Origin of the sequence: Bacillus sp. FSL M8-0350, assembly GCF_038593345.1 — a bacterium.
In the GTDB taxonomy this organism is placed as follows: domain Bacteria; phylum Bacillota; class Bacilli; order Bacillales; family Bacillaceae; genus Bacillus; species Bacillus safensis.
In genome coordinates this window covers 3632125-3647570 of the sequence record NZ_CP151985.1, presented here as the reverse complement: position 1 = coordinate 3647570, position 15446 = coordinate 3632125, and the positions used below count along the sequence as shown (strand labels likewise).

Below are 15446 nucleotides of genomic sequence, written 5' to 3'. Positions count from 1 at the left end.
ACGCACAAAGGGAGGAAACAACATTGAAATCGGTTCGCTTGCCATCTATGGTGGAGATCATCGCCGTACTAGGTTTATTTTTGGCGATTGTCTTATCATTTACTATTTATTTTAACTTGGATATCCAATTGGCCTTATTTATTTCATGGTTTCTAGCAATTGGACTTGGTCTTCATTTAGGACACGCCTACAAGGATTTACAGGGTGCTATTACAAAAGGGATATCAAATGGATTAGATGCTGTTTTGATTTTACTTGCTGTAGGTGCTTTAATTGGAACTTGGATCGCTGGCGGAGTCGTACCGACACTGATCTATTATGGTCTTGAATTTATTCATCCAAATATCTTTTTACTAGCAACACTCATTATTTGTGCCATTATGTCTGTCGCTACAGGGACGTCTTGGGGAACAGTTGGTACAGCTGGGATTGCCATGATTGCCATTGGTGAAGGTTTAGGGATTCCTCTCCCAATCGTTGCAGGTGCCGTCTTGTCAGGTGCTTATTTTGGAGACAAGCTTTCTCCACTGTCTGATAGTACAGTTCTCGCCTCGTCCTTATCAAAGGTTGAAGTTCTGGCGCATGTAAGAGCCATGATGGTCTTATCCATTCCTGCCTTTGTTATTACTGCTATTATGTTTACGGTCACTGGTTTTATCTATGGAGGACGTAATATTGATCAAGAAAAGGTTGAATACTTAAAGAATGCGTTGCTCGATACATTCAATATTAATGTATGGATGCTTATTCCAGCTCTCATTGTCGTGGTTTTACTTGTCATGAAAAAGCCTGCTCTGCCGGTTATTGCAATCGGTGCTTTGTTTGGGGCGATCTGGGCCTTTGCGTTTCAAGGTGCGAATCCTAGTGATGCAATTGGTGCAGCATACAATGGATTTTCAATTCAATCAGATGTAGACTTTCTAAACCAGCTTCTCAATCGTGGTGGAATGGTCAACATGCTTGGCTCTTTGGTAGTGATTATTCTTGGGCTTGGTTTCGGGGGAGTATTGGAACATCTGGGTGTATTGAAAGTCATTGTCTCAACCTTTGAGAAAAAACTCCACAATGCGGGAAATGTTACTCTTTCCACTATTCTTGTTGCATTCTTTGCTAACATTTTTGGTTGTGCAATGTATGTATCAATTATCCTTACACCAAAAATTATGGAAAAGAGCTACGATAAATTAAAGTTAGATAGACGAGTTTTATCCAGAAACTCTGAGGTCGGTGGTACGCTTACGTCTGGTATGGTTCCTTGGTCAGATAACGGTATTTACATGGCAGGAATTCTCGGCGTATCGACATTCTCTTATTTACCATTTATGTGGTTGAGCTTTGTCGCCATTGGTCTTGCGATCATTTACGGATATACGGGTAAATTCATTTGGTACGTGAAAGATCAACAAGAAAGAGAAGAATCGGCCTCATAAGCCGTTTGCAAAAGCCGCTCCTGAACGGGGGCGGCTTTGTTTGTCCTAGGACTGTGAGACTATATGTGGCATATAACAAACGAACAGGAATTTAGACCTCCAATAAAAGAGGTCGAAAGGGGTGGTGTAAAGCAGAATGAAAGCATATTTATCCCATAAAAAGGGCACAAATCCCTATTCAAACATGAGTCTTTGAACCTTATAATAACAATATTGGAAAAAGTGCTATTCACCTTACGCTCGTTTAGAGGGACTCTAAGCAGCGTTTTTATTTTTGGACAGGAGGAGGAACCCATATGAGCTTATCGGATATGCTGTCTGCCCTTAACGGTGGCATTTCAAATAAAAAAGCAGAAATTGAAGAGAAAATTGCTCGACTCAAAAAGGTGAAAAGCAAGGTTGAACGTGAACAAGATGCGGCAGAAACAGATTTAAAGCAAATCAAGCAGCCAAAGCTTGGGACCTCTTGGAAAGGTGAGCGAAGCCAGGATTTCAAAACAGACCGAAATGAAGCACATGATGCGCTGCAAACAATCGTGAACGATCAATACCCACGCTACGTGAGCCGCATCGAATTCAAAATCAGTACATTAGAAGCAGAACAAGCTGCGTTATCCTTTGCCAGTTCCTTAGCTGGAGACGCCGCACGTCTTGCTGAAAAAGGAGAAGACGCAGTAGAGGACGCAAAACGCTTGATCTCAAAAGCATGGAGCAGCTTGTAAGAGAGCGTCATGCTGAACAAATCTGGAGGAAATCACAATGGGACAAATTAAGTTAAACTACCAAACAGTCATGGATAAACTAGATGAAGTCTCCCAAGCCGTAGAAGCTTTAGCGATGAAAAAAGCAGCAGATAAAGCGGGTGAAAACAGCCTTGAATTTGTAACTAAGTGGACGGCACGTGAAAGAGAAGTGAGCGAAATGGTCTCAAGCTTTAAAGAAGCCTTAATTAAAAATGTTCAGGATACACGTTCTAACGTGAAAACATTAAAAGAACAAGACGAAGCGATTGCTGCAAAATAATCAGCACACTCGCTTTTATTTATAGGTACATTTAACGCGGTGTATAATTATAGTCTTAAAGACTCATATTAAATTAGGGGTGTAAGACCTTGTATTATTCCGTTTTTCTTCCAAATGCGTCACTAAAAGGACACCTTTTCCCTATTTAAGGCTGAGGCTTTTCGCCTTATACTATACTTAATGAAAGCAAAACGATAGAAATATCAGGATTGGAAAAATCATGTGATTCGTTGGTTTCCAAAGGCGCTCACGCCATGCTTTCGTATGAGGTCAGATAGAGGTGGATGACATGAGTTTATCCGAGATGCTGCACCATCTGCATATGGGAATTGAGAACAAACGTGCAGAATTTGACGAAATGATCTCTCGGTTAAAGACAGCCAAAAGCAATATTCAAACAGAACAAGATCTTGCCCAGTCAGATATCAAAGAAATCAAGAAGCCTGCACTAGATTCGTCATGGAAAGGCGAGAGAGGGACCGACTTTCATCGCCATCGGAAAGACGCTTACAGCGTGATGCATGACATCGTCAACAATGAATATGAAAAATATATAACAGAGATTGATCAAAAAATCTTACACTTTGAATTGAAAAAAATGGAGCTGGCCGTAGCCAGTAATTTTGCAGGAAGAGCTCAGGACGTGATGGAAAAGGGCGAGGATTTTGCAAAGGATGTTAAACATTTGATTGAACGGGGCTGGAAAGCTCTTTAAAACCATAAATGAAACAGCCGACTTATAAAAGGGCGGCTGTTTTTTTGTTTAATCACATCCACCACCGCCGCTGTCGCCTGAATCACTCCCACAGGAGGCATCAGAAGCGTGATGGGTATACGAATCAGAATAAGTGCTTGTCGTTGAGCTATGATGTGCAGAACGGTTAGCAGATGCACGTTTATCCTTTGATGTGAACTGGTTGGCAATGATGGCTCCTAAAAAAACTAATATGATCACAAACATAAAAGTACCCATAATGCATCCCTCCTCTAGTTTCATATTCATACGAATGAGCCATATCAAGGTTCCCGATTTGAAAGAAATACTGGGCAAAGAGTTCTATTTTCGTTTATGATGATAGGCAAAAGTAAATGCCAAGGGAGGAGAGCCCATGCTATCTCTACGTCAGGAGGAGCTTTTGAAACGATTGATGCAAGCGGAGCAGGAACTGACAAGTGAAGAAATTGCCCGTGTGATCGGAGTCACATCACGAACTATTCGAACAGATATGAAAGCGCTTAAAGAGATCTTAGAAGAACATGGTGCCGCACTGCATATTAAACGCGGGGCAGGGTATACATTGAGCGTTGAAGATTATGGAGCATTTCGTACATTTTTGAAAAAGTCACTGAGAGAAAGGAATGAGAAAAAAGAACCGTTCATTCCCAATCAGCCTGAGGACCGTGTGGCTTATCTATTGAAAAGGCTGCTTCTGTCAGAAGACTATATCAAATTAGAGGGATTGGCAGAGGAATTATTTGTGAGTGAATCTACAGTGAAAAATGATTTGAAAGCTGTCAGGCACTTGTTTTCATTGCATGGACTTTCTATATCGCACCGGCCTAAATATGGACTGCGTCTGACAGGCGATGAAATGAAATTAAGATATTGTATGGCAGAGCATGTGTTTCAGCAGGAGCACGCGAACGCTGCACTGTTACCTGAAGAAACATATCAATTGATTCAGGACATCGTGCGTTCACGTACAAAAGCCACCGGACTTCATCTATCAGAAATCGGTTTAAGTAATTTAGTAACCCACATTGCTATCGCATGCAAACGAATTGAAGAAAAAAAGCTGGTCAAGATGCCAGAAGCGGAATTGAGAGAAATTCAAGTACAGCCAGTTTTCCAGGTAGCTCAACAAATGGCTGAAGATATTCGCCGCGTATTATCGATTGATTTTCCGCTATCAGAAATGGCGTACATCGCGATTCACTTAATGGGGGCAAAGATGATGGCATATGGAGAGGCTGGCCATACGCTATTTCATCTGCTGGACGAAGATCATTTTCGTTTCACTCACCAATTGCTTGCTTATGTAGAGGAGCACATGTCACTTGATATTCAGTTTGATAAGGAGCTGATCGTTGGTTTAAGTCTTCATTTGCGTTCAGCCATTCATCGTTTTAGATACGATATGAACATCCGAAATCCTTATTTACCAGACATTAAAAGGTATTATCCCATTGCGTTTGAGGCGGGTGTTTATATGGGCAGATGGCTGAAGGAAAAAGAGGGTGTTGAGATTCCTGAGGATGAAATCGGATATTTGGCACTTCATATTGGGGCTGCAATCGAGCGGACAAAATCACAGCATGTGAGAAAGACATGTCTTATTGTGTGTGCGACGGGTGTCGCCAGCAGTCAGCTTCTTCTTCATAAGCTCACGGCGGCTTTTAGCGGAAGGCTGGAGATCGCTGGAACTGCAAGTGTCGGGGAACTTCCTTCGTATGATTTGAGAAGCATTGATTTTATTATTAGTACCATTCCGCTTCAGAATACATTGCCGGTGCCAGTGATTGATGTACATACGATTCTAAGTGACGATGATATTGTACGGCTGAAACGATTTGTGAAGAATTCACAGGATACAGGAGTTTTGCGGTATGTGAGTCCGGCGCTGACATTTTTTCAGCAAGATCTCCAATCAAGGGAAGAGGTTCTTCAATTTTTCGTGAACGTGCTAAAGGAGCAGCATCGAATCCCAGACGAGTTTGAACAATTATTGCTAGAAAGAGAGCAGGTGTCACCCACATCTTTCGGTCATTTGGTTGCGATTCCTCATCCAATTAAGCCGGCAACAGATGACACATTTTGTGCGATCTGTACGTTGAAAAAGCCGGTGCTGTGGGGAGAAGATCGAGTACAAGTCGTATGCTTGTTAAGCATCCAGAAGACGTATCAAAAAGAATTACAGTCGCTTTATCAATTTCTTGTGCATCTGACAGAACGGAAGGAAGTGGTGGAACAGCTCATCAAAGCCGCTTCATTTGAAGAACTGACAGCTGCGCTTCAAGTATTGGAGCATCCAAATGAAAAAACGCGGCACCCATTTCCGCATCTGTGAGGAAAAAGATTAGATGTTAATGAAAGCGCTTTTAAAATAACATCAAAAAGGAGGATGATCACGAGTTTTTGCAAAGGGGGAGACGGATCATGAGCTTCAAGGAGAAAGCGGCAGATGTCATGGGGCATGTGGCTTATCGCATCACCAACCAGAAATATATTATGGCGATTAAACAGGCATTTGTCACACTGATGCCGATCATCATTACAGGAGCTTTTGCTGTACTGGTGGCGAATATGATCATGAGCCCGGAAACAGGGCTTGCTCATTTTGAGATATTCAGGTTTTTAGCAGAGCTTCAGCCTATTATGAAGGCAATCAATTATGCCACACTGAACTTTTTAACCATTGGGGCTGTGTTCCTCATTGGGATTGAGCTTGGGAAAATCAACGGTCACAAGTCTCTGTTCCCAGGATTGATGGCATTGATTTCATTTATATCTGTTATTCCAACGACACTTCTTCTTGAAGTCGATGGATCGATGCGTGAGGTTGTTGACGTGTTGGCAAGACAATTTTCTGATCCAAAAAGCTTATTTTTAGGGATGATCATTGCGATCGTATCTGTGGAGATTTTTTGTAAGCTGACCGAGGTGAAATGGCTGCAAATCAAGATGCCGGATTCGGTTCCGTCGAATGTGGCAACGTCTTTTTCGTCACTTTTCCCATCGATCATTACAATTACAATCATTAGCTCATTTGGCTTTGCATTTCACCGGTTGACAGGCATTTATCTGCATGAAGCAGTGTATAACGTGGTGCAGCGTCCGTTAGAAAGTGTTGTACAGGGGCTGCCTGGGATTTTAACGTTGATGTTTGTGGCGCAATTTTTCTGGGTGATCGGCATTCATGGCAACCAGATGATTAAGCCGATCCGGGAGCCGCTCTTATTAGGATCGATTGCAGTGAATATGACAGCATTTCAAGAGGGAAAAGAGATCCCGAATATCATCACGATGCCGTTTTGGGATGTGTATATGAGCATCGGTGGTTCAGGTGTGACCATTGGTCTTTTGATTGCGATTTTTATTGCTGGGAGAAGGGAAGAGATGCGAAGCATTGCCAAGCTCTCATCTGGACCCGGACTGTTCAACATCAATGAACCCGTTATTTTTGGATTACCTGTGATGCTAAACCCTGTGATGGCGATCCCATTTATCGTCACGCCGCTTGTGACAGGTACGATTGGGTATATTGCGACGGCTACAGGATTCGCTGGAAAAGCGGTCGTGATGGTGCCATGGACGACACCGCCGCTTGTGAATGCATGGCTGTCCACCGCTGGCAGTATGGGCGCTGTCATCACACAGCTTATCTGCATTGGAGTTGCTGTTTTCATCTATTTACCGTTTGTTCTCTTGTCTAATCGCAAGCCAGAAGCAGCACCAGATTCAGAATAAACATTCAGACGAAAAAAGGGAGGCGGCGACATGAACAGAATTGAGATTCCAAGTGATTTTATCCTAGGTGCTGCGGCTTCTGCTTGGCAGACCGAGGGATGGAAGGGAAAGCGGGCGCACCAGGACTCGTATATCGACTTATGGTATAAGGAAGGATATCACGTGTGGCACGAAGGCTATGGTCCTGCTGGTGCGACAAACTTTTACGAGCGCTACCCTGAAGATGTCGCCTTAATGAAAGAGATTGGGCTGACACATTACAGGACATCGATCAATTGGTCGAGGTTTCTCATAGATTACGAGAATGGGATAGTGGATGAGGCCTATGCTCGTTACATTGATGATCTGATCAATGAATTAATCGCAGCAGGTGTAGAGCCGATGTTTTGCTTAGAGCACTATGAACTTCCTGCCGTTTTGCTTGAGAAGTACGGCGGATGGTCATCAAAGCATGTTGTCGAGCTGTTTGTTCTCTATGCAGAAAAGGTGTTTGAGCGCTACGGAGACCGAGTCAAGCATTGGTTTAGTTTTAATGAACCGATTGTTGTCCAGACACGTGTTTATCTAGATGCCATCCGATATCCGTTTGAGCAAAATACGAAGAAATGGATGCAGTGGAACTATCATAAAGCTCTGGCAACAGCAAAAGTGGTGAAGCTGTTTCAGGAGATGGGGTTGAAGGAATCGGCAGGAGCCAAAATCGGCGTGATTCTCAATCCAGAAGTGACGTATGCAAGATCGTCTGCCCCGCATGACGAAGAAGCGGCACGTATGTATGACTTGTTTTTTAATCGAATGTTCTTAGATCCTTCCATCAAAGGGGAGTATCCAGAGGAACTGATCGATGTGTTGAAAAAGCATGATATTCTTTTCGATTCCACAGAGGAAGAGCTTCAGATCATCAAGAATCATACGGTGGATGTTGTTGGGCTTAACTTGTACTATCCGCATCGTGTCAAGGCACCGAGTAAGGCTTGGAACGAAGGGACGCCTTTTCATCCATCCTATTATTACGATATGTTTGAGCTTCCAGGGAGAAAAATGAATCCTTTCAGAGGCTGGGAAATCTACCCGAAGATTGTCTATGATATGGGGATGAGAATAAAAGAAGAATACGGAAATATTGAGTGGTTTGTGGCCGAAAATGGCATGGGTGTCGAAAAGGAAGAACGGTTTAAAACAGAAGACGGTATCATTGATGATCAGTATCGCATTTCATTTATCAGCCAGCATTTGAAGCGGGCACTTCAAGCGAAAGCAGAAGGATCAAATTGCACAGGCTATATGCTTTGGGCATTTACAGACAATGTCTCACCGATGAATGCCTTTAAAAACCGCTACGGATTAGTCGAAATCCAGCTGGAGAATGAACGAAATCGTCAGCTGAAAGCATCTGCGTATTGGTATCAGACATTAATCAAAACAAGGGAACTGCAGGTTGAAACAGAAGTCATTTATCAATAGGAGTGATGAGAAATGAAACGAATCATTCTCGCTTGTGCAGCAGGAATGTCAACGTCTATTGTGGTGTCCAAAATGAAGGCTGCCGCAGAAGCTAAAGGGCTGGATTACTATATTTATGCTATACCTGAAGGAGCCATTGCGGATGAACTAGAAGAGCATGGAGAGGATGTACAGGCGATTTTACTTGGACCGCAAGTTAGTTTTATGAAAAAAGCAGCAGAAAAAACAGCGGCACCCTATCAAATCCCCGTCGATGTCGTCAATGTGAGATTATACGGAACAGCAAACGGAGAAAAAATTCTAGAGCATGCACTGACACTAGCAAATGAATCTTGAATAATTGGAGGAGAAGCAGATGACGGTATTAGAGGAAATGCAGGGAGCAGCCTTTCAAATCATTGCCCATGCAGGCGAGGCAAGAAGTCATTATGTAGAAGCGATTCGTCTAGCAAGAGCGGATGATTTTGAAAAAGCGCAGCAGTTGATCGAAAAAGGGGAGGAAGCGTTTCGAAGCATCCACAACCTGCATCTGTCGCTGATTCAAAAAGAAGCGGCAGGTGAACAGCTTCCTTTTTCTTTACTGCTCATACACGCAGAAGATCAAATGCTCACAACAGAGACCATTCATCTGCTCGCCATCGAAATGATCGAAATGTGTAAAAAAATGAATACCCTGTCAAAATAGTTGTCAATGAATAACCAATTTCTGTTATAATCATTCGGTAGATAAAGAGAAAGCAGGATTGGTGAATGAAGAAAACATGTATGCTGATGACGATTGGTCTTATGCTGCTGCTCATTTCGGGCTGTATGGGAATGAAGGAGCAGGCGGGAGGAAGCCAGCAAGTCATCAAAGAGGAAAAGGGTCGAATACAAACAAAAGACATTCAGCAGAAAAAAGAAACGGCAGTGATAGAGACAAAAAGCTGGATAAAGCAAAAGGAGCCGGTCGAGCTTCCGATTTTGATGTATCATAGTATCTCAAGCGGCAACTCGTTACGTGTGCCAAAGAGCGAATTTGCATCTCATATGAAATGGCTGAAGGACAATGACTATGTCACACTGTCGCCAGAAGAGGCGTACCGCGTTTTCACAACAAATTCGATGCCAAGTAAGAAGAGTGTCCTCATTACATTTGATGATGGATATACGGATAACTATACAAAGGCATTTCCAATTTTAAAGCAGTATGGAATGAAAGCAACGATTTTCATGATTGAGCAATCCATTGGCCGTCCAAATCACTTAACGGATGAGCAAATGGATGAGATGATGGCACATGGGATATCGATTGAGAGTCATACGATTCATCATTTAGAGCTCAATCGATTATCAAAGCAGCAGCAGGAAGAAGAGTTAAAAGGATCAAAGACATTCTTCGATCAGCGGTTTTCTCAGCGTACGAGAATGGTCAGCTATCCTGTCGGGCGCTATAATGAAGAGACGTTGAAGCTGGCGAAGGAAGCTGGATATCAAATGGCTGTCACCACTGAACCAGGACATGCGAAGAAGGAACAAGGCATGATGTCCTTGCACCGCGTCCGCATTTCACCGGGACTTTCACCAGAAAGCTTTGGCAGGCTGGTCGAAGGGAAGTAACGATCAATGTTTCACATGAAACATTTTACGACAAGTTTCGCCAAAATGACTTACCGCCCATACACCTTGACATGATATGTCTTGGTTTCAACTGTTATTACAAGACACTTAGATAGACAGAACTTTCATTATCAGGGGAGTTCTGTTTTTTAAATTGTCATTCAAACCCTACATCGTAAGAAACACCTCAATGAAAAACTCAAAGATCAAGCCCGCCAATGAAGTAACAAGTAAATTTTCTCAGCATCGCAAAAACTTAAGACACACTACATAGAAAAACCAATTGAGAAAAGAAAGGGAGAGGAAATATGTCAAACTTTTTTGGAATCGACCATGTTCAACTAGCTGCCCCAAAAGGCAGTGAAGAGAAAGCTCGTTTGTTTTTTGGCGAAATTTTAGGGATGAAAGAAATACCTAAGCCTAGTAATCTAGCTAAACGCGGAGGTGTCTGGTTCCAATGCGGTCATCATCAGCTTCACATTGGCATTCAGGAACATTTTCAAGCTGCAAAGAAAGCTCATCCGGCTTTTCTTGTAAAGAGTCTATCGGAATTAAAAGAGGCATTATTGAAGTATCATATTCGTATAAGTGAAGATGAGCCATTGGAGGGAGCCAATCGGTTTTATGTAGAAGATCCTTTTGGGAATCGAATTGAGTTTTTAGAGAGAAGAGACTAGAAGACAAAAAGAAGGCTGTCGAAGAAATCTCGACAGCCTATTTGTTATTGATAAACGGGATAGCCCGTCATTTTAATATCTTTTCCAAGCGGTTCCACTGCGAGTTGATCCAGTTCAATGGCATCACTCATGAGGCGTATGCCTTCGCCTCCGAAAAAGGAAGGGGAAAGTCGTCCGCCAATGAGCTTAGGCGCCATATAGATGACGAGTTTATCTACAAGCTGCTGTTCTAAGAACGAGGCGTTAATCTGGCCGCCGCCTTCAATCATGAGAGAGGAGATATTTTTTTCTCCCAGCACTTGAAGCACTTCTTTCAGGGGCACCCGCGTGTCACTGTCTGTCATAAAGACACGGACGCCAGCTTCTTCTAAGGCCGCTCGTTTTTCCTTATCGGCTTGCTTTGTTGTAAAAATCCATGTAGGTGCCATCTGATCCGTGACGATCTTTGCTGTCAGTGGTGTTGACAGCTTAGAGTCTAAGACAATTCGAATCGGATTATTCCCATTTGGAATCCGCGCAGTTAATGAAGGATCATCGTGAATGACGGTTTGAGCACCGACCAAAATCGCATCATTGATACTGCGGATATGGTGAGCATCACAACGGGATGTCTCAGATGTAATCCACTTGCTGTCAGACGTGGCAGAGGCGATTTTTCCATCTAAGGTAATGCCTGCTTTGAGCGTCACAAAAGGTGTTTTTTTCGTAATAAAGTGATTAAATACTTCATTCATCAGAATGGATTCTTGTTCAAGTACGCCCGTGATGACTTGAATGCCTGCGTCTTGTAAAATGGCAATCCCGCGGCCAGCGACAAGCGGATTCGGATCAAGTGCTGCCACGACAACAGTTTCGACGCCGGCTTTTACAAGTGCTTCTGCGCAAGGGCCTGTGCGTCCATGGTGGGAACAAGGCTCGAGGGTCACATAAATAGTGGCTCCTTTTGCTTTGTCTCCGGCCATGTTGAGTGCATGAATTTCAGCATGTGGTTCACCGGCTTTCATATGAGCACCGACTCCAACAATTTCATTCTCTCGCACAATCACAGCCCCGACGAGCGGATTCGGAGATGTCTGACCTTTCATTGCCCGTGCATTATCAAGGGCTAGCTTCATATATCGCTCATGATGTGGCAATCGTACGCACCTCTTGCTCCGCCTTCATGTGACCTGAGCGGTTGATTTTTGTCTGCAAGTATTTTTCGTTAAATTCAGAGACATCTCCCCAAAGCGGAATGCGTCCAGAAAGAGATAAACCTGCATGGCTGATCGCATCTGTCTTTTTCGGGTTATTGGTAATGAGTCTGACCGGCTTTGTACGAAGTGTTTGAAGAACGGCAATGGCTTCTTCGTATTGACGTGTGTCATCTTCAAAACCAAGTGCTTCGTTCGCTTCTACTGTATCGTAGCCGTTTTCTTGAAGAATATAAGCCATGGCTTTACTGAAAAGACCAATGCCGCGGCCTTCATGATTGGCTAAGTAAAACAGGGCTCCTGCTCCATTGTCCTCAATCATTCGCATAGACTGCTTCAATTGGAATCCACAGTCGCAGCGCTTGCTTCCAAAAATATCGCCAGTGTGGCAAATGGAATGCATGCGGATAAGAGCTTCGTCAGCGTGCTCAAAATCCCCATATACAAGAACGCTTGACTGCTGATGATCAGCAAGCTGGCGGGACGAGAGGCTTTCAATTAAAGCTTCATCTGACAATGGCTCTTTTCCATCATCTTTTAACCATGAATACCAGTTAAACATGACGGTTCTGCCGTCTAAATTCACTGGTAGTTTAATGGGTCCAGTGATATATATATACCCGTCTTCTTGCTGTACTCGTTTGATTTTATCTTTTAATATGGCTGTTTTAAGCTCTGTGTGTTTGTCCATATTCTGCACCTTCTTTTTAGTCTGTTTCTTCAATCTGTAAACGAACGAGAACGCCAAATGGATCAACAAATTCGCTGCTTTTTCCTGTCGTGTTGACTTGAGTGCCTGCTTTTGTCAGGCGTTCGATGACGGATTGTCTGTCTGCTTCTTCTGGGAAAACCAGTGTATAGCTTCTAATTCCTGAGAAACGTGGATCAATGGCTCCTTTTCGTCCGCGTCCCCATGCATTAAAGGCAAGGTGGTGGTGGTATACACCAGCGGCGATAAATAGGCTTGCTGGTGGAGCCATTCGGATATGAAAACCGAGCGTATGGACATAAAAAGGATCTGCTTCTTCTGGGTTGAGATGGAAATGCAAGTGTCCCATCACTGTGCCCGCAGGGAGTCCTTCCCATGTGGTATCAGCGGCTTCCTGCAGGAGTCCATCTCCATCAAGCGGTGAATTTCCGCCACCTTTCAGTTCTCCATGCTCACCTACCCAAATGTCCTGAGGACGGTCCGCATAAATTTCTACGCCAATGCCGTCAGGATCACTTAAATAAATGGCTTCACTGAAAAAGTGATCGCTTGCTCCAATTAAAGGATAGCCTTTTTTGATCACATGTGCCAGCCATGTGCCCAGATTTTTTCTGGTAGGTAATAAAACAGCAAAATGATAAAGTCCTGGCTCATGATCAGGCTTCTCTTTGAGCTGTGCATCTTCTTTTAACAAAAGAATCGGTTCCTTTGAATTGCTGCCAAGTGTCACCGTGGAATCTGTTTTTTCTAATATAGAAAATCCTAAAATGTCTGTATAAAAAGGTAAAGAACGATCAAAGCTGGACACATGTAATTCTGTCACACCCAGCCTTAGCTGCTCAATTGTCTTCAAGCTCGGTCATCTCCTTCATGATATATGCATCGGCATGTTCAAATGTTTTTGAAAATCTATAAAAAATGAATACCTTGTTACTTTTAGTAACTAAACTATATAATAGTTAGTGACTTATTTCAAGTAATTAATTATGTTATAATGAAAAAAAGAGAAAAAAGCAGGAGGGAGTAAGATATGGCTCAAGTAGATGGCTGCCCAATTACAGATGCCATGGAGATTCTAGGCAAGAAGTGGGTCATTCTCATCATCAATCAGCTTCTGACAGGGCCTAAGCGTTTTTGTCAGCTTGAAAATGAAATGAACATCAGCGGAAGATTACTATCAGAAAGGCTGAAGGATTTAGAAGCTGAGGGACTTGTTGAGAAAAAGGTATACCCCGACATTCCAGTACGGATTGAATACGAATTAACAGTGCAAGGAAAGAAAATTGAACCGATTATTCGTGAAATGTATGCTTGGTCTTTAGATCGTAAAAACAGCAAAATAGAGGAACATGTTCCTTCTTAATCCATTTCGATCAGTGTGTCTGATCGAAATTTTTTTGTGTGATTTTCCAGAAAACTAAGACAATAGTATGAAAAATGATGTTGACAATCATTTCATGCATTATATAATATCAAGGAGAAGAGGGTTCTTTTCCCTGTAATGGAATGGAGGTTATGCCATGGTATTATGAATGGGACAGATTGCCTAAAACACGTATCAATCCATCATTTAGAAACAGACATCTTTGACTTTTAGGAAGCAAAGATTTATTTTTTCAACTCAATTGATAATGATTATCATAATCATCTATAAGTGTGTTCCAGCACTTATGAAGGTTATTTTTTTTATTGTCTATTGAGAATAATTATCAATATCATTTAGGAGGGCTCACATGAAAGTCATTCGTTCAACATCACCCGTATTATTATTCCTTAGTTTTGTTCTATTATTTGCTCTAGCTCCTGTTAGCTCAGCCTCAGCAGCTGGCTTAGCAGATGGTCAATATTCAGCGCAATATGTGGTTTGGAAGGCTGATAGCGATTCGACTTCAACAGCGAATACGTATTTCGAAAAACCAGCCAAGCTTGTCGTCAAGGATGGAAAAATCAAAGCACAAGTCACGTTAACGAATAGCTCTTGGATCACAAGCTTTAAGACGCTCGATCAAGGTGTCTACAAAGATGCGAAGGTGATTAGTACAAATACAGCTGCGAATAAGAGGACAGTAGAATTCAATGTGAACAGCCTGACTGAGGTCGTACCAGCAAAAGTGAGTGTGACTGTACCGGCTATCGGATATACAGGCAATTACGACATTCGTCTCAAGTTTGATGCGGCATCTGTTCAATAGAAAGGGAGGAAATTCGCTTGATGAAAATAAGAATGAGGCTGTCAGTCTTCATGGCGGTTTTTTTACTGGCACTTATGCTGCCTTTTTCAAACGCACAGGCTGCCGCATTAAAGGATGGTACATACTCCGTCAATTATACAGTGCTGAAAGCTGAAGGAAATGCGGTCTCAATGGCAAATGATTACTGGCTGAAACCAGCAAAAGTGATAGTGAAAAATGGGAACCTGACAGTGCAAATGACGATTAAAAATAGCAGCTGGGTAACGGAATTTAAAGTACCAGGAAATGGCGGCTATGTCGATACAACCGTTCTCTCAACAAATAAAAAAGCCAATACAAGGCTCGTTCAGTTCCAGACTCAAAGCTTGTCTAAACCAATCACGTCAAAAATTCATGTCACTGTGAAATCTGCTGATTATGATCATGATTACACCATTCAGCTGAAATTTGATGAAAGCAGCATCAAGTCACTTTCGTCTAACAGTGCAAATCAATCAGCGGGTGCAGCAGAAAGTCAGCAGCCATCAAAAGAATCAACGAACAAAGCTGATTCATCCACAACGAAACAAGAAGAAAATCCCCAAACTGGTGATACAAGCCAAATAGGGTGGCTCCTTGTGCTTGTCTTATGTTCAGGCGGGTTTTTAGCAAGAAAGTGGATCATCAAGCATTAACGGAAGGAAGTGTCACC

18 protein-coding genes are annotated in these 15446 nt (G+C 42.7%); 14 read left to right on the top strand and 4 right to left on the bottom strand.

Going from position 1 to position 15446, the window contains the following annotated elements:
• Nucleotides 1-23 precede the first annotated feature (23 nt).
• From nhaC to NSS80_RS18990, 4 genes are all read left to right on the top strand, one after another.
• Nucleotides 24-1430 carry a Na+/H+ antiporter NhaC gene (gene nhaC, locus NSS80_RS19005; protein ID WP_041118258.1) on the top strand — a complete coding sequence of 469 codons (1407 nt, stop codon included), beginning with the start codon at nt 24-26 and terminating at the stop codon, nt 1428-1430.
• Nucleotides 1431-1726: 296 nt separating this feature from the next.
• Nucleotides 1727-2152, top strand: a complete 426-nt coding sequence (locus NSS80_RS19000; protein ID WP_317221745.1) for a DUF5082 family protein — start codon at nt 1727-1729, stop codon at nt 2150-2152.
• A gap of 37 nt (nt 2153-2189) precedes the next feature.
• A complete protein-coding gene (locus NSS80_RS18995; protein WP_034281361.1) occupies nt 2190-2453 on the top strand; it encodes a YwqI/YxiC family protein in 264 nt (87 codons plus the stop codon).
• Nucleotides 2454-2742: 289 nt separating this feature from the next.
• On the top strand, nt 2743-3168 hold the full coding sequence (locus NSS80_RS18990; RefSeq protein ID WP_034281360.1) for a DUF5082 family protein: 426 nt from the start codon (nt 2743-2745) through the stop codon (nt 3166-3168).
• A gap of 48 nt (nt 3169-3216) precedes the next feature.
• Here NSS80_RS18990 and NSS80_RS18985 read toward each other — a convergent pair whose 3' ends face one another.
• Nucleotides 3217-3426, bottom strand: a complete 210-nt coding sequence (locus tag NSS80_RS18985; RefSeq protein ID WP_041118254.1) for a hypothetical protein — start codon at nt 3424-3426, stop codon at nt 3217-3219.
• Between the two features lie 136 nt (nt 3427-3562).
• Here NSS80_RS18985 and NSS80_RS18980 point away from each other — a divergent pair, with 136 nt between their 5' ends.
• The 7 genes from NSS80_RS18980 (at nt 3563) to NSS80_RS18950 (ending at nt 10661) form a co-directional block, all read left to right on the top strand.
• Entirely contained in the window at nt 3563-5521 is a 1959-nt protein-coding gene (locus NSS80_RS18980; RefSeq protein WP_041118252.1) for a BglG family transcription antiterminator, read from the top strand.
• 89 nt (nt 5522-5610) lie between these two features.
• Complete coding sequence (locus NSS80_RS18975; RefSeq protein WP_041118250.1) at nt 5611-6921, top strand: PTS transporter subunit EIIC; 1311 nt, start codon at nt 5611-5613, stop codon at nt 6919-6921.
• A gap of 30 nt (nt 6922-6951) precedes the next feature.
• Nucleotides 6952-8385 carry a glycoside hydrolase family 1 protein gene (locus tag NSS80_RS18970; RefSeq protein WP_317221748.1) on the top strand — a complete coding sequence of 478 codons (1434 nt, stop codon included), beginning with the start codon at nt 6952-6954 and terminating at the stop codon, nt 8383-8385.
• Between the two features lie 12 nt (nt 8386-8397).
• Nucleotides 8398-8721, top strand: coding sequence for a PTS sugar transporter subunit IIB (locus NSS80_RS18965; protein WP_024427519.1), 324 nt, complete (start codon nt 8398-8400; stop codon nt 8719-8721).
• 19 nt (nt 8722-8740) lie between these two features.
• Nucleotides 8741-9070, top strand: coding sequence for a PTS lactose/cellobiose transporter subunit IIA (locus tag NSS80_RS18960; RefSeq protein ID WP_024423898.1), 330 nt, complete (start codon nt 8741-8743; stop codon nt 9068-9070).
• Nucleotides 9071-9150: 80 nt separating this feature from the next.
• Entirely contained in the window at nt 9151-9984 is an 834-nt protein-coding gene (locus tag NSS80_RS18955; RefSeq protein ID WP_317222493.1) for a polysaccharide deacetylase family protein, read from the top strand.
• Between the two features lie 308 nt (nt 9985-10292).
• Nucleotides 10293-10661 (top strand): VOC family protein, encoded by a 369-nt coding sequence (locus tag NSS80_RS18950; RefSeq protein ID WP_041118244.1) that lies wholly within the window; start codon nt 10293-10295, stop codon nt 10659-10661.
• 44 nt (nt 10662-10705) lie between these two features.
• On the opposite strand, the gene ribD is transcribed toward NSS80_RS18950, so the two are convergent.
• The 3 genes from ribD to NSS80_RS18935 are packed head-to-tail and all read right to left on the bottom strand — an operon-like array spanning nt 10706 to nt 13416.
• Complete coding sequence (gene ribD / locus NSS80_RS18945; RefSeq protein ID WP_041118242.1) at nt 10706-11797, bottom strand: bifunctional diaminohydroxyphosphoribosylaminopyrimidine deaminase/5-amino-6-(5-phosphoribosylamino)uracil reductase RibD; 1092 nt, start codon at nt 11795-11797, stop codon at nt 10706-10708.
• On the bottom strand, nt 11784-12545 hold the full coding sequence (locus tag NSS80_RS18940) for a GTP cyclohydrolase II (RefSeq protein WP_024427515.1): 762 nt from the start codon (nt 12543-12545) through the stop codon (nt 11784-11786). Before NSS80_RS18940 ends, ribD begins: the two co-directional genes overlap by 14 nt.
• A 16-nt stretch (nt 12546-12561) precedes the next feature.
• The gene (locus NSS80_RS18935; RefSeq protein WP_268420460.1) at nt 12562-13416 is read right to left on the bottom strand and encodes a VOC family protein; all 855 of its coding nucleotides are present in this window, start codon (nt 13414-13416) and stop codon (nt 12562-12564) included.
• Nucleotides 13417-13593: 177 nt separating this feature from the next.
• On the opposite strand from NSS80_RS18935, the gene NSS80_RS18930 reads away from it, so the two are divergent.
• The 3 genes from NSS80_RS18930 to isdC all read left to right on the top strand — a co-directional run bounded on the left by NSS80_RS18930 (nt 13594) and on the right by isdC (nt 15429).
• On the top strand, nt 13594-13926 hold the full coding sequence (locus NSS80_RS18930) for a helix-turn-helix domain-containing protein (protein ID WP_024427514.1): 333 nt from the start codon (nt 13594-13596) through the stop codon (nt 13924-13926).
• 370 nt (nt 13927-14296) lie between these two features.
• Nucleotides 14297-14755, top strand: coding sequence for an NEAT domain-containing protein (locus tag NSS80_RS18925; RefSeq protein WP_044334343.1), 459 nt, complete (start codon nt 14297-14299; stop codon nt 14753-14755).
• Nucleotides 14756-14775: 20 nt separating this feature from the next.
• Nucleotides 14776-15429, top strand: coding sequence for a heme uptake protein IsdC (gene isdC / locus NSS80_RS18920; protein ID WP_317221749.1), 654 nt, complete (start codon nt 14776-14778; stop codon nt 15427-15429).
• Nucleotides 15430-15446: the final 17 nt, after the last annotated feature.